Origin of the sequence: Streptomyces violens (genome assembly GCF_000717745.1) — a bacterium.
Lineage (GTDB): Bacteria > Actinomycetota > Actinomycetes > Streptomycetales > Streptomycetaceae > Streptomyces > Streptomyces violens.
The window spans coordinates 67,206-86,339 of sequence record NZ_JOBH01000009.1 but is presented as its reverse complement, the minus strand read 5'-3'; the positions used below and the strand labels follow the sequence as shown (position 1 = coordinate 86,339).

Below are 19,134 nucleotides of genomic sequence, written 5' to 3'. Positions count from 1 at the left end.
GAGGTATCGGAATGGAACCGACCGACAGCGCCGCTCCGGCGTCGCGGCTCCGGCGGCTCGTCATGCCCGCGTTGCCCGCGGCTGTGGTTCTGACGGCCGCCCTGGTGTTCGTGACGGGCGTGATCATGACGATCGGAGCCGGCGCCGCGCTCTTCCCGCGCGGCGCCGTCGGCTGGTCGCTGGCCGTCCTCACCGGCGTGATCGTCGGGCATCTCGTCGCCATCGGCCGGGACCGCTGGTCCGGCGGCACCGGCTCCGGTGCCGCACTGGCCCTGGCGGTCCTGCTGCTGTACGGCTGGGTGCCCGCCCTGCTCATCAGCCTGTCCGTGGTCGTGCTGGTCGGCGCGGCGCGCCGGCAGCGCTGGCGGCAGGCGGCGGTGCACGGCGCGATCGACGTCCTCGGCCTGGGCGCCGCGGCGCTGGGCCTCGCCGCGTTCGGCATCACGCCCAGCGTGGCCGACCCCGGCCGGCCCGGGGAATGGGACCTGTCCGTACTGCCGCCGATCCTCGGATCGGCGCTGGTGTATCTGGCCGTCACCCGCGCGCTGCTGTGGTTCCTGATGGGCTCGCGCAACGGCCGGCTGCCGTCCATCGCGCGCCGCGCGGTGACCCGGCAGGCCCTGGTCGGCATCGCGCTCGTGGGCATAGCCCCGCTGATCGTGGTGGTCGCCGAGCACTCCCCGCTGCTGCTGCCGCTCTTCGCCGTACCGCTCATCGCGCTGGACTCCACGCTGTGGATCGCGCGGGCCCGCGCCGAGGAGCAGCTCCGCGACCCGCTGACCGGCCTGCCGAACCGGCAGTGGCTGCTGGAGCGGACCTGGAGCGCGCTCGACGACGCCGAGCGCGTCGGCTCGCGCGCCGCCCTCGTACTGATCGATCTCGACCGTTTCCGGTCGGTCAACGACACCCTCGGACACCTCGCCGGTGACCGCCTGCTGCTCCAGATCGCCGAGCGGCTGCGGCACGCCCTGCCCCGCGGAGCGGAGGCCGCGCGGCTGGGCGGCGACGAGTTCGCGGTGCTGCTGCCCACCGCCGACTCCCTCACCAGCGCGCAGCGGGTGGCCCGTTCGCTTGTCGCCGCGCTGGGCTCGCCCCTCGATCTGGACGGGCTGACGCTGGTGCTCGAGGCGAGCGCCGGCGTCGCGGTCTATCCGGACCACGCGCTGGACGCGGAGGGTCTGCTGCGCCGCGCGGACGTCGCGATGTACCAGGCGAAGCGGGACCGCAGCGGCGTGGAGGTCTACGAAGCCAAGCGCGACGGCAACACCCCCGACCGCCTCGGCCTCCTCGGCGACCTGCGCCGGGCGCTGGACGCGGGCGAGGTCGAGCTGCACTACCAGCCCAAGGTCCGCTTCGACGGTCAGGTGGCCGGTCTCGAGGCGCTGGTGCGCTGGGTGCACCCGGACCGCGGGAGAGTCCCTCCGGACGAGTTCATCGCCATCGCCGAGTCCTCCGGGCTGATGCCGCGGCTGACCGAGTACGTACTGGAGACCGCGCTCGGCCAGGTGGCGCGCTGGCGCGCGGACGGGCTGGAGGTCCCGGTCGCGGTGAACGTCTCGCCGCGGGACGTGCACACCCCCGGGTTCGCCGGTGCGGTGGCCGCGCGGCTGGCGCGGCACCAGGTACCGCCGGGCGCGCTCCAGCTGGAGATCACCGAGCATGTGCTGCTGGAGGACCCGCAGCGCGCCGCCGACACGCTGAACGGCCTGACCGGGCACGGCGTGAAGATGTCGCTCGACGACTTCGGTACGGGGTACAGCTCGCTGGTGCATCTGCGGCGGCTGCCCGTCAGCGAGCTGAAGATCGACCGCTCGTTCGTGGCGCGGCTCGCGGTGGACACCGAGGACGCCGAGATCGTCCGCTGCACGCTCGACCTCGCGCACTCCCTCGGCCTGCTCGTCGTCGCGGAGGGCGTCGAGGACGACGAGACCTGGGAGCGGCTGCGCGACCTGGGCTGCGACGCGGTACAGGGCTGGCTGGTGGCGGCCGCGATGCCGCCGGACGAGACGACGGCTTGGCTGCGGGCGCGGGAGCACGGCGGCTGGCGCCGTGAGTCGGAAGGCGCGCCTTCCGACTCGGAGGGGGCCGATCGGGCCTCCGGCCAGGTCGTGAAGTAGGGCCGCGCGACCCCTGCCGGGGTGAGTTCCGGTCGGTTTGACGGCTGCGGGCCGTCGGCGGGTGGAGCGCCCTCCGGGCGCTGTCCTCAAACTCCCCCAGCTACCGCTGGGAGGTGCCCCCAGACGGGCTGTTCTTCACCCTGTTCTTAACCGTTTCGCGGTCAGGACTCCCGGAGCCATAGGATTGGGGCGGAAACTCCACCGGAAACCAGCAGAGGATCGCTGCATGCCTGGCATCACGCGCGAGGAGGTCGCCCACCTCGCACGGCTGGCACGTCTGGAGCTGAAGGACGAAGAGCTCGACCACTTCGCCGGACAGCTCGACGACATCATCGGCGCGGTAGCCCGCGTCTCCGAGGTCGCCGACCAAGACGTTCCGCCGACCTCCCACCCGCTGCCCCTGACGAACGTCATGCGGGCGGACGAGGTCCGTCCGTCGCTCACCCCCGAGCAGGCGCTCTCCGGCGCCCCCGCCCAGGAGCAGCAGCGATTCAAGGTGCCGCAGATTCTGGGGGAGGAGTGACCGAGATGGCGCAGACCGCAGCACACGAACTGATCAAGCTGACCGCCGCCGAGACCGCAGCGAAGATCGCGGCCGGTGAGGTCACCGCCGTCCAGGTCACCGAGGCCCACCTGGCCCGGATCGAGGCCGTGGACGAGAAGGTGCACGCTTTCCTCCACGTCGACCGGGAGGGCGCGCTCGCCCAGGCCCGCGCCGTGGACGCCAAGCGCGAGCGCGGCGAGAAGCTCGGCCCGCTGGCCGGCGTCCCGCTCGCCCTGAAGGACATCTTCACGACCGAGGGCGTCCCGACCACCGTCGGCTCCAAGATCCTCGAAGGCTGGCTCCCGCCGTACGACGCGACGGTGACCCAGCGCCTCAAGGCCGCCGACGTCGTCATCCTCGGCAAGACCAACATGGACGAGTTCGCCATGGGGTCCAGCACCGAGAACAGCGCGTACGGCCCGACGGGCAACCCGTGGGACCTGACCCGCATCCCCGGCGGCTCCGGCGGCGGTTCGTCCGCGGCCCTGGCCTCGTACGAGGCGCCGCTGGCGATCGGTACGGACACCGGCGGTTCCATCCGCCAGCCCGCGGCCGTCACCGGCACGGTCGGCGTGAAGCCGACGTACGGCGGCGTCTCCCGGTACGGCATGGTCGCGTTCTCGTCCTCCCTCGACCAGGGCGGCCCCTGCGCCCGTACGGTCCTGGACGCGGCGCTGCTGCACGAGGCGATCGCTGGCCACGACCCGCTCGACTCCACCTCCATCGACGCGCCGGTCCCGGCGGTCGTCGAGGCCGCGCGCAACGGCTCCGTACAGGGCATGCGCGTCGGCGTGGTGAAGCAGTTCCGCGGCGAGGGCTACCAGGACGGCGTCATCCAGCGGTTCGACGAGTCCGTCGCGCTGATGAAGGAGCTGGGCGCCGAGATCGTCGAGCTGGACTGCCCGTCCTTCGACCTGGCGCTGGCGGCGTACTACCTCATCGCGCCCTCGGAGTGCTCCTCCAACCTGGCCCGCTTCGACGCCATGCGGTACGGCCTGCGGGTCGGCGACGACGGCACGAAGTCGGCCGAGGACGTCACGGCCCTGACCCGCGAGGCCGGCTTCGGCCCCGAGGTCAAGCGCCGGATCATGCTCGGTACGTACGCGCTCAGCTCCGGCTACTACGACGCGTACTACGGCTCCGCGCAGAAGGTGCGGACCCTGATCACCCGCGAGTTCGAGGCGGCCTTCGAGCAGGTCGACGTGATCGTCTCGCCGACCACGCCCACCACCGCCTTCCCGATCGGCGAGCGTGCCGACGACCCGATGGCGATGTACCTCGCGGACGTGTGCACGCTCCCCGTGAACCTGGCGGGCAACGCGGCCATGTCGCTGCCCTGCGGCCTGGCTCCCGAGGACGGGCTGCCCGTTGGCCTGCAGATCATCGCCCCCACCATGAAGGACGACCGGCTGTACAAGGTCGGTGCCGCCGTCGAGGCCGCCTTCGTGGAAAAGTGGGGCCACCCGCTGCTGGAGGAGGCACCGTCACTGTGAGCGCCATCACCAAGAAGGCCAAGAACTTCAAGAAGTCCAAGTCGGGTCTGTACCTGTCCATGGGCACCACCGCTTTCGGCGCGCTGAGCGTCGCCAAGCAGGCGAAGCTGGCCCGGCAGGAGAACGACACGCTGCGGCTGATCGACGCGGCCGTCTCGGCCGCGGCGATCGTCACCGGCCTGGCGATCCTCTACCGGGAACTGAAGCACCTGGGCGACGACGACGTCCTGCTGGGCTGAGAGGGATTGTTTCACCGTGACTGTCACTGACCTGGTCTCGTACGAGGACGCCCTCGCGACGTACGAGCCCGTCATGGGTCTCGAGGTGCACGTCGAGCTCGGCACCAAGACCAAGATGTTCTGCGGGTGTTCGACGGCGCTCGGCGCCGACGCCAACACCCAGACCTGCCCCACCTGCCTGGGGCTGCCCGGCTCCCTCCCGGTCGTCAACGCGATCGGCGTGGAGTCCGCCATCAAGATCGGCCTCGCGCTGAACTGCTCGATCGCCGAGTGGTGCCGCTTCGCCCGGAAGAACTACTTCTATCCGGACATGCCGAAGAACTTCCAGACCTCCCAGTACGACGAGCCGATCGCCTTCGACGGCTACCTCGACGTGCAGCTGGAGGACGGCGAGGTCTTCCGCGTGGAGATCGAGCGCGCCCACATGGAGGAGGACACCGGCAAGTCCACGCACGTGGGCGGCGCGACGGGCCGTATCCACGGCGCCTCGCACTCCCTGCTGGACTACAACCGCGCCGGCATCCCGCTCATCGAGATCGTCACCAAGCCCATCAAGGGCGCGGGCGAGCGGGCCCCCGAGGTCGCCAAGGCGTACGTCGCCGAACTGCGCGAGCTCATCAAGGCGCTCGGCGTCTCCGAGGCCCGCATGGAGATGGGCCAGATGCGCTGCGACGTGAATCTCTCGCTGATGCCCAAGGGCAGCGAGAAGTTCGGCACGCGCTCGGAGACCAAGAACGTCAACTCCCTGCGCAGCGTCGAGCGTGCGGCCCGGTTCGAGATCCAGCGGCACGCCGCGGTGCTCTCCTCCGGCGGCACGATCATCCAGGAGACCCGCCACTTCCACGAGGAGGACGGCTCCACGACGTCCGGCCGCGTGAAGGAGGAGGCGGAGGACTACCGGTACTTCCCGGAGCCCGACCTGGTGCCGGTGGCCCCGTCCCGTGAGTGGGTCGAGGAGCTGCGCAAGGGGCTGCCCGAGCTGCCGCGCCTGCGCCGTAACCGGCTGCGCGAGGAGTGGGGCGTCTCCGAGCACGACATGCAGTCGATCCTCAACGCCGGTGCGGTCGACCTGATCGTCGCCACCACGGAGGCCGGCGCGGATGCCGCGGCCGCCCGTAAGTGGTGGATGGGCGAGCTGGCCCGCCGCGCCAACGAGGACGGCGTCGACCTCGACGCGCTGCCCATCACGCCGGAGCAGGTCGCCCGGGTCGCCGCGCTGGTCGCCGAGGGCTCCCTCAACGACAAGCTGGCCCGCCAGACCATCGAGGGCGTACTGGCCGGCGAGGGCACCCCGGACGAGGTCGTCGAGAAGCGCGGCCTGAAGGTCGTCTCCGACGAGGGCGCGCTGGGCAAGGCCGTCGACGAGGCGATCGAGTCCAACGCCGCCATCGCCGACAAGATCCGCGGCGGCAAGGTCGCCGCGGCGGGCGCGCTGGTGGGTGCCGTCATGAAGGCCACCCGCGGCCAGGCCGACGCGGCCCGCGTCCGCGAGCTCATCCTGGAGAAGCTGGGCGTGGAGGGCTGATCCTGGCCCCCACTGTCACGAGGGGCGGCGCACCTACGGGTGCGCCGCCCCTTCGTACATGGGGGAGGGATATCAGCGGAACGCGGCGACGTTCTCCTTGGCCCACTGCTCGAACGTCCTCGCAGGAGCGCCGGTGACCTGCGACACCGTGTCGCGCACCCGGAGCAGCTCGTCGTTGACGTCCCCGCCCGTCAGGTCGAGTATCGCGTCCGCGGTCCCGGCCGGCATGAAGGACGCCATGTGCCGGTGGGCCTCCTCCCGGCTGATCTCGTCGAGGGACACCTCCTGCCCCAGGGCCGCGCCGATGGCTTCGACCTGTTGCCGGGGCGTGACCCGGGCCGGTCCGGTGAGTGCGTACGTCAGCCCTCGGTGCCCCGGTTCGGTCAGCGCCGCCCTGGCCACCGCCGCGATGTCGGCAGGGTGGATGGCGGGCAGTCCGATGTCCGCGTACGGCGCCCGGACCGACCGGTGCGCGCGAATCGACGCCGCCCACCACAGGGTGTTCGAGGCGAACTGCGTCGGCCGCAGGATCGTCCAGGCCATGCCGCTGTCCTGGAGCAGCCGCTCGACCGCCAGGTTCTCGCCGGCGGGAGCCAGGTGGGGATGGGTCTGCACGGTCATGGAGGACACGAGGACCACGTGTTCGACGCCTGCTTGCCGGGCGGCCGCGAGCACGTCCGCGTCCGCACCCATGCCCGGTACCAGGAACAGCGAACGCACCCCGTCCAGTGACGCCTTCAGTGCGGCCGGCTGAGCCAGATCCCCCTCAACGGCTTCGACGTCCGCGGGGAACGAGGCCCGCGCCGCGTCCCGGGTCAGCCCGCGCACGGGGCCGGCACCGGCCACTCGCAGCTCCCGCAGCAGAGCGCTCCCGATGTTTCCGGTCGCACCGGTCACAAGGATCATCGTTGCCTTCTCCTGTCGCCAGCCGGTGACCGTTGTTGTCGATCACTCGTGCCGCACGCTAGAACCTCAACTCGGCTTGAGGTCAAGTTCCGCTGCGCGGCGGGGCGATCGACTCCCGTTCGATGAACTCCGTGTCCAGGACGATGTGTTCCGGGGCGTGGGCGGTGCCTTCGATGCGGGTGATGAGGGAGTGGACCGCGCGGGCGCCGAGTTCCTGGACGGGCTGGGCCACGACGCTGATGCGGGGGCGGACGGCGCGGGCCCAGTCGGTGTCGTCGAAGGTGACGACGGAGAGGTGCTCGGGGACGCGGAGGCCGTGGTCGCGGGCGGCGGAGAGGACACCGAGGGCGATCATGCTGTCGGTGGCGAAGACGGCGGTGGGGGGCTCGGGGAGGGACAGCAGCTCGGCGGTGAGGTCGGCCGGGTCCTCGCGGTGGAAGGTACCGGTACGGAGGTAGGTGTCGGTGTCGGTGAGGCCCGCCTCGCGGAGTGCGGTGCGGTAGCCCTCGATGCGTTCCAGGCCGGTGGAGACCGGGTCGGACGATGCGGCGCCCGCGCCGTCCACGGGGGCGGTGCCCAGCAGGCTGACCAGGGCGATGCGGCGGTGGCCCGCGGCGAGGAGGCGGCGGACCGCGTCCTGGGCGGCGCCGTGGTTGTCGACGGTGACGGAGTCCGCGGGCAGGCCCGGGGCCTGGCGGTCGAGGAGGACGACGGGGCAGCCGGCGGCGTGTGCGGCCGCCAGGTGGGCCGTTTCGGTGGTGGCGGCCGGGGCGACGATCAGCCCGTCGACGTGCTTGTCGCGGAGCATCTTCACCGCGGCGCGCTCGGCGGCGACGTCCTCGTCGGTGTTGGCGAGCAGGACCTGGTACCCGGCGGCGCGGGCCGCGTCGGTGATGCCGCGGGTGACGCCCGCGAAGAACGGGTTCTGGATGTCGGCGACGATCGCACCGAGCGTGTGCGTACGTCCCGTGATCATGGAGCGGGCGAGCTGGTTGGCGCGGTAGCCGAGCTTCTCGGCCGCGGCCCGCACGCGTTCGCGGGCGTCCGGGCTGACCGAGCCGTAGCCGGCGAGCGCGCGGGAGGCGGTGGAGCGGGACACGCCCGCCTCGCGCGCGACGTCGGGGAGGGTCGCGGGGCGGCCTGCGGGCTTGCGTCGGTTCGTCGTCATGGCGTCGTCAGGCTATCGGGTCGCGACAGGGGATTGACGGCGGGGAGTTGGCGGTGGGAAGGTTCCCAACACCGCGAGTGAGAACGTTCTCAATGCCGGCTCGACGTCGGATTGAGAACGTTCTCAACGGTGCGGCCGTCCCGGGCCCCGCACGGCACCGCCCGCACGGCGTCGCTCGCACCGCCCCGCCCCCCAACCGCTCAGGAAAGGACCCGCGTGACTACCGCATCCCTGCCCCTCAAGCCGATCACCGAGGACTTCAAGGAGGCCGTGTCCTTCGCGCTCAGCCAGAACGAGGCCGCGCGCGCGTTCGTCGACGAGGTCGTCGCGGGCGGGCTGCGCAACGTCTTCCTCGTCGGCTGCGGCGGCTCACTCACCGCCGCCTACCCGGCGCACTTCCTGCTGGAGACCCGGGCCTCGTTCCCCGTCTTCCACATGAACAGCGACGAGTTCAACCTGCGCCGCCCCGCACTGCTCGGCGAGGGCTCGCTCGTCCTGGTGTCCTCGCACACCGGCACCACCAAGGAGACCGTCGCGGCCGCCGAGTACGCCCGCAGCGCCGGTGCCAAGGTCGCCGCCCTCACCCGCAGCGCCGACAGCCCCCTCGCGAAGGCCGCGCACGCCGCCTTCACGTACCGCAGCGAGGACACCGTCGTCGCACCCAAGGGCGTGCTGTTCGGGCAGCTCGTGTACGCGCTGCTGGAGAAGACCGGTGCCGAGGGTGACTACGCGGCGCTCCGCACGGCGTACGAGGCGCTGCCCGAGGCGCTGTACAAGTCGCAGGAGGAGGGCGAGGAGCTGGCCGCCTCGATCGCCACCGCACTGGCCGACGAGGACGTGACGTACGTACTGTCCGCCGGCCCCAACTACGGGGCGGGGTACGGCTTCACGATGTGCTACCTGATGGAGATGCAGTGGAAGCACGGCGGCACCTACAACGCCGGTGAGTTCTTCCACGGCGCCTTCGAGGTGGTCACCGAGGAGCAGCCGGTGATCCTCTTCCTCGGCGAGGACGCCACCCGGCCGATGGCCGAGCGCGCCAAGACGTTCCTGGACAAGTACACCAAGAAGGCGCACTACGTGGACTCGCGGATCTTCTCGCTGCCCGGCGTCCCCGAGGCGGTGCGCGGCGACATCACGCCGATCGCGCTGGACGTCTTCGGCACCCGGCTCGCCCGCCACTACGAGTCGGTGCGCGGCCACGACCTGGACAAGCGCCGCTACATGTTCCAGGTCGAGTACTGATCCCGGACACCCCGCGCACGACCCGGCCCGGTGCGGTGCCGCACCGGGCCGCCCCGTACCCGCTCCCGTAAGGAATCCCCATGCGCATCTGCGGAGTCGGTGACAATGTCGTCGACCGCTATCCCCAGCGCGGCCTGATGTACCCGGGCGGCAACGCGCTCAACGTGGCCGTGCACGCCGCCCGGCTCGGCGCCGACGCCGGGTATCTGGGCGTCACCGGCACCGACGAGGCCGGCTCGCACATACGGGCCGCGCTCGCCGCCGAGGGCGTCCGCACCGACCGGGCCCGTACCGCGGAGGGGCCCAACGCGTACGCGACCGTGCACCTCGACGCGGACGGCAACCGCAGCTTCGGCGAGTGCGACGAGACCGTCTCGGTCTTCGCGCCGGACGCCGCCGACCTGGCCTGGCTGGCCGGCTTCGACCTGCTGCACACCGGCGACTGCAGCCGCCTGGAGCCGCATCTGCCCGCGCTCGCCGCGGCCTGCCCGGTCAGCTTCGACTTCTCCGACCGGCCCTGGTCCTACGCCGCGCCGCTGCTGCCGCAGGTGCACGCCGCCGTCTTCTCCCGGCCGGACGCCGGGGACGAGGAGGCGGACGAACTCGCCGACCGCGTCCGCCGGGCCGGTCCGAAGCTGGCCGTGGTGACGCGCGGGGCCGGTGGGGCGCTGGTGTCGTACGAGGGGACGGTGCACCACCAGAGCGTCGTCCCGGTCGCGGCCACCGACACCCTCGGCGCCGGCGACTCCTTCATCGCGGCCCTCCTCGTGGCCCTGTGGCAGGGCAGCCCCCTGGCCGACGCCGCCGCCCGCGCCGCGCGCTACGCGGCCGAGGTCTGCACCCTCCCCGGCGCCTTCGGCCACCCCCTCGCCCTCCCCGCCCGCCTCTGACCGTCCGCCTCCCACCGCCAGGAGAGAGCCGATGCGCCGCACCCCTGCAGCCGCCGCCGGCTGCCTGCTCGCCGTACTGCTGATGCTGCTCAGCGGCTGCGGCCAGGCCCCCGTACGGGCCACCGCCAACGACTTCCGCCTCGCCGGGAAGCCCCACGGCCATCTGACCGTCCTGGAGAAGTGGGCGGACCCGGAGTACGCCCCGTACTTCAAGGCGGCGGCGCGGGAGTACGAGAGGCGCAACCCCGGCGTGACGATCGACCTCCAGGCCGTCGGCGACCAGCCCTACAAGGACCGGATCGCGGTGCTCGCCGCCTCCCGCGAGCTGCCGGACATCTACTTCGCCTGGCCGGGGCGGTACGCGCAGAAGTTCGCCGACGGGCGGCTCGCCGCCGACCTCACCGGGCAGCTCCGCGGCACCCGTTGGGGCAACACCTTCGAGCCCGACGCGCTGGATGCCTTCACCTTCGGCGGACGGACGTACGGCGTGCCGCTGAACATGGACGCCAAGGTCTTCGCGTACAACGAGAAGATCTTCGCGAAGGCCGGGGTGGAGCGCGTCCCGCGGACCTTCCCCGAACTGCTCACTGCCTGCGACCGGATCAAGAAGGCCGGCTACACGCCGCTGGCCTTCGGCAACCAGTACGGCTGGCCGGCCGGGCACCTGCTGACCCAGTTCAACGCCATGGAAGTGCCGGCCGACGTGCTGGCCAGGGACTACGACGGCGCCGAAGGTGCCTTCACCCATCCCGGGTACGCACGGGCACTGGAGGACCTGGCCCGGCTGCGGCAGCGGTGCATGCCGCCCGGCGGCACCAGCATCAGCCACGAGTCGGCGCAGGCCCGGATGCTGCTGGGCAAGGCCGCCATGCAGTACCTGGAGACGCTGGAGTTCTCGTACCTGGACGAGAGCGGGGGCGCACCGAAGGAGTTCGCGGAGAACTGGAACTTCTTCGCGATGCCCGAGATCCCGGGCGCGAAGGGCTCGCCGCGCGCCGTCGCAGGCGGCACGGACGGCCTGCTGGTCTCCAACACCTCGCCGAACAAGGCGCTCGCCGTGGACTTCCTGAAGTTCCTCACCAGCCGCGAGCAGGCCCGGAAGCTGGTGCGCGAACTGGGCTGGCTGAGCGCCGTGAAGGGCACGGCGGACGCCGCGCGGCTGCCCGGGCTGGCCGGCGCGCAGCGGACCGTGGCGAGCCACGAGATGTCGGTCTGGCTCGACACCCGCGCCGACGACAAGATCGTCAACCCCTATCTGGCGGCCGCCGACTCCGTGCTCGGCGGGAACGCCACCCCGGAACAGGCCATGAAGACCGTGCGCCGGGGCGCCGAGAATGCCCGCCGCTTCGGCGTCCGACCCTGACACCCCCCACTCGCCCCCGACCGCCCCCGAAGGAGGTGCACCAGTGACACGACGCCGCATCCGGCACGCCTTCTATGTCGCCCCCGCGCTCGCGCTGATCGCGTTGTTCGTCTACTACCCGATCGTCGAGAACGTCCGGCTCAGCCTCTTCAAGTTCAGCGTCTTCCGGCCCGGCATGCGCTACGTCGGCCTGGAGAACTACCGGCAGGCCTTCCAGGACCCGGTCTTCTGGCACGCGCTGCTCAACAACGTCTTCTACGCGGTCACCTCGGTCGTCTTCCAGGTCGGCGCGGCGCTCGTGCTCGCCGCGGTACTGGAGGAGCTGATCGGGCGGCGGCTGCGCGGGGTGCTGCGCGCCGTGTACTTCATCCCGGCGGCCGTCTCCATGACCGTCGCGGGCCTGCTCTTCCAGTTCCTGTACCAGCCGGACGCGGGCCTGGTGAACAGCGCCCTGGACGCGGTCGGGCTCGGCGGCCTCCAGCACGACTGGCTGGGCGATGCCGCCACCTCCATCTGGGGCGTCATCAACATGAGCCAGTGGCAGTCGTTCGGGTACACGACGATGCTGCTGACCGTCGCGGTCCAGCGCATACCCCGCGAGCTCTACGAGGCGGCGACCGTGGACGGCGCGGGGCGCATCCGCACGTTCTTCCACGTCACCGTGCCGATGGTGCGCGACATGACCACCCTGCTGATCATCCTCACCGTCTCCGGGGCCTTCCTGGTCTTCAACGAGGTGATGGTGATGACCGGCGGCGGGCCCGCCAACTCCAGCCAGGTGCTGGGGACCTGGCTGTACACCAGCGCCTTCACCGGCGACGACATGGGATACGCCGCGGCGATCGGCACGGTGATCTTCCTGATCACCTTCGCCGCCGGTGCCCTGCAGCTGCTCCACTCGCGCAGAAAGGCGGTCGCCCCATGACCCTCACCCTCGGCAGGACCGCCCGCACGGCACCGGAACCGGCCTCTTCCCCCACAGGGCGCGCCCCCGCCCGCTTCGGCCCCGTCGCCGTGCGCGTACTGGCCTACGGCGCGCTGGCCGCGCTCGCCGTCGCGGTGATCTACCCGCTGTGCTGGATGGCGCTGGCGGGCCTGAAGAGCAACGGCGAGATCTTCGCCGACCCCTGGGGGCTGCCCGCCGACCCGCACTGGTCGACGTACGCCGACGCCTGGAACCAGGGTGTGCTCGGCTATCTGGTCAACAGCGTGCTGGTGACCGCCACGAGCGTGCTGGCCGTCGTCCTCATCAGCGCCTGGGCCGCCTACGGCCTCACCCGGCTGGACATCCCCTGCTCGCAGCCGGCGCTGCTGCTGGTGCTCGGCGCGATGATGCTCTCGCCGACGGTGGCCCTCGTACCGCTCTCGCAGCTCCTCCAGGCGCTGGGCATCTACGACACGTACTGGGCGCTGATCGTCCTCTACACCGCCTTCAAGGTGCCCTTCACCACCTTCCTGATCCGCGCCTACCTGCTGGGGCAGCCGGTGGAGGTGGAGGAGGCGGCGTACATCGACGGGGCGAGCCGCTGGCAGACGTTCTGGCGGGTGGTCGTCCCGATGGCCCGCCCGATCCTCGCCTCGGCCGCCGTCCTTCAGGCGCTCTTCGCCTGGAACGAGTACGCCTTCGCGCTGGTCTTCATCACCGACGACCGGCTCAAGACGCTGCCCGTGGGCCTGGCCGACATGGCGGGGCGGCTCAACTCGAACTGGCCGATCCTCTTCGCGGGGCTGACCATCGCCGCGCTGCCGATGATCGTGGTCTTCCTGATCGGGCAGCGGCACTTCGTCCGCGGACTGGCGGCCGGCATCGGCAAGTGAGCGGACCCTTCCGTTTGCAAAGTCGTCATCCTGATACCTATCGCGGGCCACACAGGTCTTCTATCGTCCCGGACGCACCACATCAATGGGCCAACGACGGACCATTGGGGACGACTGGAGGAAGCGCGTGGCACCGGAGACAACGCGGAGACGGGTACTGGCAGTTGGCGCGGCGGCCGTGGGCGCGGCCGCCGCCGGGTCGCTGCTGCCGCCCTCGCTGCAGCAAGCGCTGGCCGCCGACGCGGCGCGGCCCGGCAGCACGGACGGCGGGCTCGACGAGATCGAGCACGTCGTCGTCCTGATGCAGGAGAACCGGTCCTTCGACCACTACTTCGGGATGCTGCGCGGCGTACGGGGCTACGCCGACCGCAACGCCATCAGGATCCCGGGCGACCGCAGCGTCTACGAGCAGCCCGCCGCGACGGGCACCGGCTCCGTGCTGCCCTTCTCCGTACGCGAGGCCGCCGAGACCCAGAAGAAGGACCTCCAGTACATCGGCGACCTGGACCACGGCTGGGACGGCGGCTTCAAGGCGTGGCACGACGGCTGGATGGACAACTGGGTCTCCGCCAAGACCGCCGCGACCATGGCGCACTACGACCGCCGGGACGTGCCGCTCCACTACGAGCTGGCCGACACCTTCACCGTCTGCGACGCGTACCACTCCTCGATCCACTCCTCCACCAGCCCCAACCGCAACCACCTGGTCAGCGGCTGGACCGGCTTCGAGCCGGGCGGCGAGCGGGCGGTCGGCAACGACGCGTACGCGGAGGACACCCACCCCGGCTACGACTGGACGACATACGCCGAGCGCCTGGAGAAGGCCGGCCACAGCTGGCAGGTCTACCAGGAGTGGGACAACTTCACCGACAACAACCTGGAGTTCTACGCGAGCTTCAAGGCCGTCGCGAAGAAGGCGCTCACCAAGGTCGGCGACCCGAAGATCCAGAACATGACGGCCTTCTACGCGAAGGTCGCCGACGCCGACGAGACGGAGCGGAAGCGGCTGCAGGGCCTGCTGGAGGAGGGCGTGCAGGCGCTCTCGCGGGCGGACCGCAGCCTGTTCGAGCGCGCGCTGCGCCGCGGCGAGCCGGGCTCGACCGCCACCGCCTTCGCTGCGGACGTCGCCGCCGGCAAGCTCCCCGAGGTCAGCTACATCGTCCCGGCCGCCGCCGACTCCGAGCACCCCGGCTCGTCCTCGCCGATCGCCAGCGCCACCCTCGTGTACAAGATCCTCGACGCCCTCGGGAAGCACCCCGAGGTCTGGCGCCGCACGGTCCTGCTGCTGACCTACGACGAGAACGACGGCTTCTTCGACCACGTCCCGCCGCCGGTGGCCCCGGCCGGCACCGACGAGGAGTACTGGGACGGGCGCCCCACCGGCCTCGGCATCCGCGTGCCGATGCTGGTGATCTCGCCCTGGACGGTCGGCGGCTACGCCTGCTCCCAGGTCTTCGACCACACCTCGATCATCCGCTTCCTGGAGCGCTGGACGGGGGTGCGCGAGCCGAACATCGGCGGCTGGCGGCGCACCGTCTGCGGCGACCTGACCAGCGCCTTCGACTTCTCGCGCAGCCGCCGGCAGCCCGCCGTCGACCAGCCGGGCCCGATCCCGCCCTTCACCGGGCGGTGGCGCCCCGAGCCGCCCGCCGAGCAGCGGCTGCCGCGGCCGGAGGAGGGCACGCGCCCGGCCCGTCCGCTGCCGTACCAGCCCGACGCGGACGGCGCCTACGACCCGGCGGCCGGGCGGTTCCGGCTGGCGCTGCGCAACAGTGGCGCGGCCAGCGCACACCTCGCGCTGTACCCGTATGCGCGGGAATACGCCACGCCCCAGCATCGTGACGTACGGGGGAAGGCCGGCTGGGACGTACCGGTCCGGGACCGGACGTACGACTTCCACCTCACCGGGCCCAACGGCTTCCGGCGGGAGTTCGCCGGGACCGCGGCGGGCGCGGCGGCCGGGCTGAAGGTGAGCGCGCACCTGGACGCCGGACGGCGGGAGATCCACCTGACGCTCGTCAACGGAGGTGACGGGGACCTGACCGTCACGCTGGCGCCGCTGGCGTACTCCGGCGCGGCGCCGCGCACGGTGAAGCTGCCCGCGGGGCGCACCCGCACGCTGGCGCACTCCGCGGACCGCGACCACGGCTGGTACGACCTAAACGTCACGGTCAGGGAGGACGAATCGTTCCGCCGCCGGCTGATGGGCCACATCGAGAACGGCGCGGAGTCGATAACGGGCTGAACCACGCGGAGGCCGATCCTTCGCTTCTTTGTTAGGAAGTACACAAAGGAGTCAAAGGATCTTCTCGGGCTGTCACTCTCGTGTGACGCGGGCCCGCCGCCCCTTCGTCGGCAGGCGGCGGGCCCGCCCCACCTCCCGCCCGTCCCGCGCTCGGCAGCACCGGTCACCCCGGAGTTCGGCGCACAAACCCCGGGAAGCAGACAAAGGCCCTCATGACCGTACTTGCCCGGTGGTGCCTGAAGCGCCGCTCCCTGGTCATCGTGCTGTGGCTCGCCGTCCTCGCGGGCGTCGTGGCGGCAGCCGGTGCGCTGGGTTCCTCGTACTCGAACAAATACGACGTTCCCGGTACGGAGTCCGGGCGCGCCGCGGAACGGATGGCGGCCGCCTTCCCCGGACAGTCCGGGGACAACGACACCCTCGTCTGGCACACCGACTCCGGGACCGTCCGCGCGGACGCGGTGCGGGACCGGATGGACCCCGCCCTGGACCGGATCGCCGAGCTGCCCGGGGTCGCCTCGGTGGAGGGCCCCGACGGCCCGGCCGGCACGAAGGCCGACGCCGCCCCGGCCGCTGACGCGGAAAAGCGCATCAGCCAGGACGGGCACACCGCCTACGCCACGGTGGTCTTCGACGCACCCGCCGACGACCTGGACCCGAAGCAGGTACAGGCCGTAGTGGACACCGCACGGGCCGCGTCCGGGGACGGCCTCGGCGTCGCGCTCGGCGGCGCCGGCGCCGGCCTCACCGAAGCGCCGCAGAGCCACCTCGCCGAGGGCCTCGGCCTGGCGGCCGCCGCCGTGGTGCTCTTCCTCGTCTTCGGGTCGCTGGCCGCGACCCTCCTGCCGATCATCACCGCGGTCGTCGCGGTCGGCACCGCGTCGGCCGGCATCAGCCTGCTCGGCCACGTCATGACCGTCGCGGACTTCGCACCCATGCTCGGCATGCTCATCGGACTCGGCGTGGGCATCGACTACGCGCTGTTCATCGTCACCCGGCACCGCAAGAACCTCCGGGCGGGGATGAGCGTCCCGGAGGCCGCGCAGAAGGCGGTGGCCGTCTCGGGACGGGCCGTGGTCTTCGCCGGGGCGACCGTCTGCATCGCCCTGCTCGGCATGCTCGTCCTGCGGCTGTCCTTCCTCAACGGCGTCGCGCTCGCCGCCTCGCTGACCGTCGTCCTCACCGTGGCCGCCTCGATCACGCTGCTGCCCGCGCTCCTGGGGCTGATCGGGACGCGCGTACTGGGGCGCCGCGAACGCGGCCGGCTCGCCGCCGACGGGCCGCGCGCCGAGCACCCCACCGGCTTCTCGGTCCGCTGGTCCCACTTCGTCGAGCGCCACCCCAAGCTGCTCGGCGGCCTCGCCGCCGCCGTCATGCTGGTCCTCGCGCTGCCCACCCTCGGACTGCACCTGGGCACCTCCGACCAGAGCACCGACCCGCGCTCCTCGACCACCCGGCAGGCGTACGACATGCTGGCCGACGGCTTCGGCCCCGGCTTCAACGGGCCGCTGACCCTGGTCGGCGACCTGGACGGCGCCGACGACAGGCTCGCCTTCGACGGCCTCCCGGACCAGCTGCGGAACACCCCCGGAGTGGCGCAGGTCAGCGGGCCGGAGTTCGACGGCAGCGGCAGCACCGGCGTGATCACGGTCGTCCCGGACAGCTCGCCGCAGTCGAAGGACACCTCCGACCTGGTCGAACGGCTGCGCACCGACGTACTGCCCGAGGCCGCCGACGCCTCCACGCTGCACGTCGACGTCGGCGGCGTCACCGCCGGCTACGACGACTTCGCCGACGTGATCGTCGGCAAGCTGCCGCTCTTCGTGGGCGTGGTCGTCTCCCTCGGGTCCGTACTGCTCCTGCTGGCCTTCCGCTCGCTCGGCATCCCGCTCAAGGCCGCCGTCATGAACGTCGCCGCGGTCGCCTCCGCCTTCGGGGTCGTCGTCGCCGTCTTCCAGTGGGGCTGGGGCAGCGAGCTGCTGGGCCTGGGCAGTGGCGGTCCGATCGAGCCGTTCCTGCCGGTGATCATGGTCTCCGTCCTCTTCGGCCTCTCCATGGACTACCAGGTCTTCCTGGTCAGCCGGATGTACGAGGAGTGGCGGCGCACACACGACAACCGCAGGTCCGTACGGGTTGGACTCGCCGAGACCGGCCGGGTGATCAACTCCGCGGCGGTCATCATGATCGCGGTGTTCTCCGCCTTCGTGCTCAGCGGCGACCGGACGATCGCGATGTTCGGCATCGGGCTGGCCGCCGCGGTCGCCCTGGACGCCTTCGTGCTGCGCACGCTCCTGGTACCGGCCCTGATGCACATGCTGGGCGGCGCGAACTGGTGGCTGCCGGGCTGGCTGGAGCGGCGCCTGCCACGCCTGAGCATCGAGCCGCCGGAGGAGTACGAGGGCGAGTACGAGGACGAGGTCCCGGACGCCGTCGTGCCCGTTCCCGCACCCCGGCACGCCGAGGACGAGCGACTGGTCCGCAGCTAGGGAAGCGGGCCGTCCGGAAGCCGTCCGGAAGCCGTTCTTCCGGTCGTCACCCGGTATTGGCCCGCTCTCTCATACGACTCTCAGACGCGGCACCTACGGTCGCGCCCATGGGTACCACGACGACCAAGAACGACACCGAGAAGACCGAGGCGGTCACCGGGGACGCGGCGGCTGACACCAAGCCCGAGGAGCGGGCCGCCGCACCCGAGGACAGCACGCCGGAGACCGCCGCCGGTACCGAGGAGACCGGCGCGGCGGAGAGCGTCACCGAGGACACGCCCGCCGCCGCGCCCGTGCGGCGCGGTATCGCGGCGGGGGCCGGCGCCGTCGCCGGTGCCGCGCTCGGCCTCGCCTCCCTGACCGGCACCTGGGCCGGCACGATCCTCGCCGAGCGGCAGACCGTCCTCGGCCAGATCAAGCTCCAGACCGGCAAGACCCAGGACCAGATCGCCGCCGTCTACACCACCCCCTGGCACACCACAGCCCTCGTCAACGGGATCTTCGCCGTGCTGGCCCTCGTGGTCACCGGCGCCGTCCTGCTCCGCCGCCCGCAGGCCGCCTGGACCCGGGCCGTCGCCTGGGGCGGCTTCGCACTCGCCGTGCTCGGCCTGGTGATCGCCGGCGGCATGTACCTCGACCTGTTCGCCTCCGCCCCGAAGCTCAGCCCCGGCGGCTCCTGAGGAGAGCCCGCATGACGGCCCACAGGAGGGGCCTTAGACCGCTGCGTGAGACAGGGCAGCGGATCTAAGGCCCCTCCGGGCGTGGAGATCGGGAAGTTGCCCGATGTGGCGCACCCCCTGAGGCGGCCAGGCTGACGACGTACCGTCAGCCGCCGTGGGAACCCGCTTCCCGCGGCCGTACCAGGAGTCGTCATGCTCTACTACGAAGTCCAGCACCGCGTGCGCGCCGAGGAGCTGCGCCGGGAGGCCGACCGCGACCGACTGGCCCGCGAGGCCGCCGAGGGACGCCGCGCCGCACGGTCCGCCGGCAACGCGTCCGAAGGGCGGGTGAGCAGGTGGGGCCGGGGTGTACGGGGGCGCCGCCGGGCCGCGGCGTAACGACGGCGCTTACGGAGCGCCTTACGGGAGCGGGCCGGTG

Annotated in this window: 16 protein-coding genes; 14 read left to right on the top strand and 2 right to left on the bottom strand. The window is 71.9% G+C overall.

The window, feature by feature from the left end; translation table 11 throughout:
- Nucleotides 1–11 precede the first annotated feature (11 nt).
- From IF04_RS0118065 to gatB, 5 genes are all read left to right on the top strand, one after another.
- Nucleotides 12–2,117, top strand: a complete 2,106-nt coding sequence (locus tag IF04_RS0118065) for a putative bifunctional diguanylate cyclase/phosphodiesterase (RefSeq protein ID WP_030258168.1) — start codon at nucleotides 12–14, stop codon at nucleotides 2,115–2,117.
- A gap of 226 nt (nucleotides 2,118–2,343) precedes the next feature.
- Nucleotides 2,344–2,640 carry an Asp-tRNA(Asn)/Glu-tRNA(Gln) amidotransferase subunit GatC gene (gene gatC / locus IF04_RS0118060; protein WP_030258164.1) on the top strand — a complete coding sequence of 99 codons (297 nt, stop codon included), beginning with the start codon at nucleotides 2,344–2,346 and terminating at the stop codon, nucleotides 2,638–2,640.
- Between the two features lie 5 nt (nucleotides 2,641–2,645).
- Nucleotides 2,646–4,154 (top strand): Asp-tRNA(Asn)/Glu-tRNA(Gln) amidotransferase subunit GatA, encoded by a 1,509-nt coding sequence (gene gatA / locus IF04_RS0118055; protein ID WP_030258161.1) that lies wholly within the window; start codon nucleotides 2,646–2,648, stop codon nucleotides 4,152–4,154.
- Nucleotides 4,151–4,393 carry a hypothetical protein gene (locus tag IF04_RS0118050; RefSeq protein ID WP_030258159.1) on the top strand — a complete coding sequence of 81 codons (243 nt, stop codon included), beginning with the start codon at nucleotides 4,151–4,153 and terminating at the stop codon, nucleotides 4,391–4,393. The genes gatA and IF04_RS0118050 overlap by 4 nt, the downstream gene beginning before the upstream one ends.
- 16 nt (nucleotides 4,394–4,409) lie before the next feature.
- Nucleotides 4,410–5,918, top strand: a complete 1,509-nt coding sequence (gene gatB, locus IF04_RS0118045; RefSeq protein ID WP_030258156.1) for an Asp-tRNA(Asn)/Glu-tRNA(Gln) amidotransferase subunit GatB — start codon at nucleotides 4,410–4,412, stop codon at nucleotides 5,916–5,918.
- A gap of 72 nt (nucleotides 5,919–5,990) precedes the next feature.
- Here the strand turns inward: gatB and IF04_RS0118040 are convergent, their stop codons facing one another.
- Together IF04_RS0118040 and IF04_RS0118035 are read right to left on the bottom strand one after the other, a co-directional pair.
- On the bottom strand, nucleotides 5,991–6,824 hold the full coding sequence (locus IF04_RS0118040; protein WP_030258153.1) for an NAD(P)H-binding protein: 834 nt from the start codon (nucleotides 6,822–6,824) through the stop codon (nucleotides 5,991–5,993).
- 82 nt (nucleotides 6,825–6,906) lie between these two features.
- Nucleotides 6,907–7,992, bottom strand: coding sequence for a LacI family DNA-binding transcriptional regulator (locus tag IF04_RS0118035; protein WP_030258150.1), 1,086 nt, complete (start codon nucleotides 7,990–7,992; stop codon nucleotides 6,907–6,909).
- Between the two features lie 216 nt (nucleotides 7,993–8,208).
- On the opposite strand from IF04_RS0118035, the gene IF04_RS0118030 reads away from it, so the two are divergent.
- The 9 genes from IF04_RS0118030 (at nucleotide 8,209) to IF04_RS0117990 (ending at nucleotide 19,094) form a co-directional block, all read left to right on the top strand.
- Nucleotides 8,209–9,237, top strand: coding sequence for an SIS domain-containing protein (locus tag IF04_RS0118030; RefSeq protein ID WP_030258146.1), 1,029 nt, complete (start codon nucleotides 8,209–8,211; stop codon nucleotides 9,235–9,237).
- Nucleotides 9,238–9,317: 80 nt separating this feature from the next.
- Complete coding sequence (locus IF04_RS0118025) at nucleotides 9,318–10,127, top strand: PfkB family carbohydrate kinase (protein ID WP_030258142.1); 810 nt, start codon at nucleotides 9,318–9,320, stop codon at nucleotides 10,125–10,127.
- 31 nt (nucleotides 10,128–10,158) lie between these two features.
- Nucleotides 10,159–11,490: an ABC transporter substrate-binding protein gene (locus IF04_RS0118020; RefSeq protein WP_051831345.1), complete on the top strand. Its 1,332-nt coding sequence runs from the start codon at nucleotides 10,159–10,161 to the stop codon at nucleotides 11,488–11,490.
- 43 nt (nucleotides 11,491–11,533) lie between these two features.
- Nucleotides 11,534–12,415 (top strand): carbohydrate ABC transporter permease, encoded by an 882-nt coding sequence (locus IF04_RS0118015; RefSeq protein WP_030258134.1) that lies wholly within the window; start codon nucleotides 11,534–11,536, stop codon nucleotides 12,413–12,415.
- The gene (locus IF04_RS0118010; RefSeq protein WP_078600449.1) at nucleotides 12,412–13,308 is read left to right on the top strand and encodes a carbohydrate ABC transporter permease; all 897 of its coding nucleotides are present in this window, start codon (nucleotides 12,412–12,414) and stop codon (nucleotides 13,306–13,308) included. Before IF04_RS0118015 ends, IF04_RS0118010 begins: the two co-directional genes overlap by 4 nt.
- 127 nt (nucleotides 13,309–13,435) lie before the next feature.
- A complete protein-coding gene (locus tag IF04_RS0118005) occupies nucleotides 13,436–15,553 on the top strand; it encodes a phosphocholine-specific phospholipase C (RefSeq protein ID WP_030258128.1) in 2,118 nt (705 codons plus the stop codon).
- 212 nt (nucleotides 15,554–15,765) lie between these two features.
- Nucleotides 15,766–18,036, top strand: coding sequence for an MMPL family transporter (locus tag IF04_RS0118000; RefSeq protein WP_051831343.1), 2,271 nt, complete (start codon nucleotides 15,766–15,768; stop codon nucleotides 18,034–18,036).
- 107 nt (nucleotides 18,037–18,143) lie between these two features.
- Nucleotides 18,144–18,716, top strand: coding sequence for a hypothetical protein (locus tag IF04_RS0117995; protein WP_030258122.1), 573 nt, complete (start codon nucleotides 18,144–18,146; stop codon nucleotides 18,714–18,716).
- A 192-nt stretch (nucleotides 18,717–18,908) separates the two neighbouring features.
- Nucleotides 18,909–19,094, top strand: a complete 186-nt coding sequence (locus tag IF04_RS0117990) for a hypothetical protein (protein WP_030258118.1) — start codon at nucleotides 18,909–18,911, stop codon at nucleotides 19,092–19,094.
- Nucleotides 19,095–19,134 lie beyond the last annotated feature (40 nt).

Coding starts and splice junctions, on each gene's coding strand:
- IF04_RS0118010 (WP_078600449.1), top strand. CDS start 12,412: ATGACCCTCACCCTCGGCAGGACCGCCCGCACGGCACCGGAACCGGCC.
- IF04_RS0118065 (WP_030258168.1), top strand. CDS start 12: ATGGAACCGACCGACAGCGCCGCTCCGGCGTCGCGGCTCCGGCGGCTC.
- IF04_RS0118035 (WP_030258150.1), bottom strand. CDS start 7,992: ATGACGACGAACCGACGCAAGCCCGCAGGCCGCCCCGCGACCCTCCCC.
- IF04_RS0117995 (WP_030258122.1), top strand. CDS start 18,144: ATGGGTACCACGACGACCAAGAACGACACCGAGAAGACCGAGGCGGTC.
- IF04_RS0117990 (WP_030258118.1), top strand. CDS start 18,909: ATGCTCTACTACGAAGTCCAGCACCGCGTGCGCGCCGAGGAGCTGCGC.
- gatA (WP_030258161.1), top strand. CDS start 2,646: ATGGCGCAGACCGCAGCACACGAACTGATCAAGCTGACCGCCGCCGAG.
- gatC (WP_030258164.1), top strand. CDS start 2,344: ATGCCTGGCATCACGCGCGAGGAGGTCGCCCACCTCGCACGGCTGGCA.
- IF04_RS0118040 (WP_030258153.1), bottom strand. CDS start 6,824: ATGATCCTTGTGACCGGTGCGACCGGAAACATCGGGAGCGCTCTGCTG.
- IF04_RS0118000 (WP_051831343.1), top strand. CDS start 15,766: ATGACCGTACTTGCCCGGTGGTGCCTGAAGCGCCGCTCCCTGGTCATC.
- IF04_RS0118025 (WP_030258142.1), top strand. CDS start 9,318: ATGCGCATCTGCGGAGTCGGTGACAATGTCGTCGACCGCTATCCCCAG.
- IF04_RS0118020 (WP_051831345.1), top strand. CDS start 10,159: ATGCGCCGCACCCCTGCAGCCGCCGCCGGCTGCCTGCTCGCCGTACTG.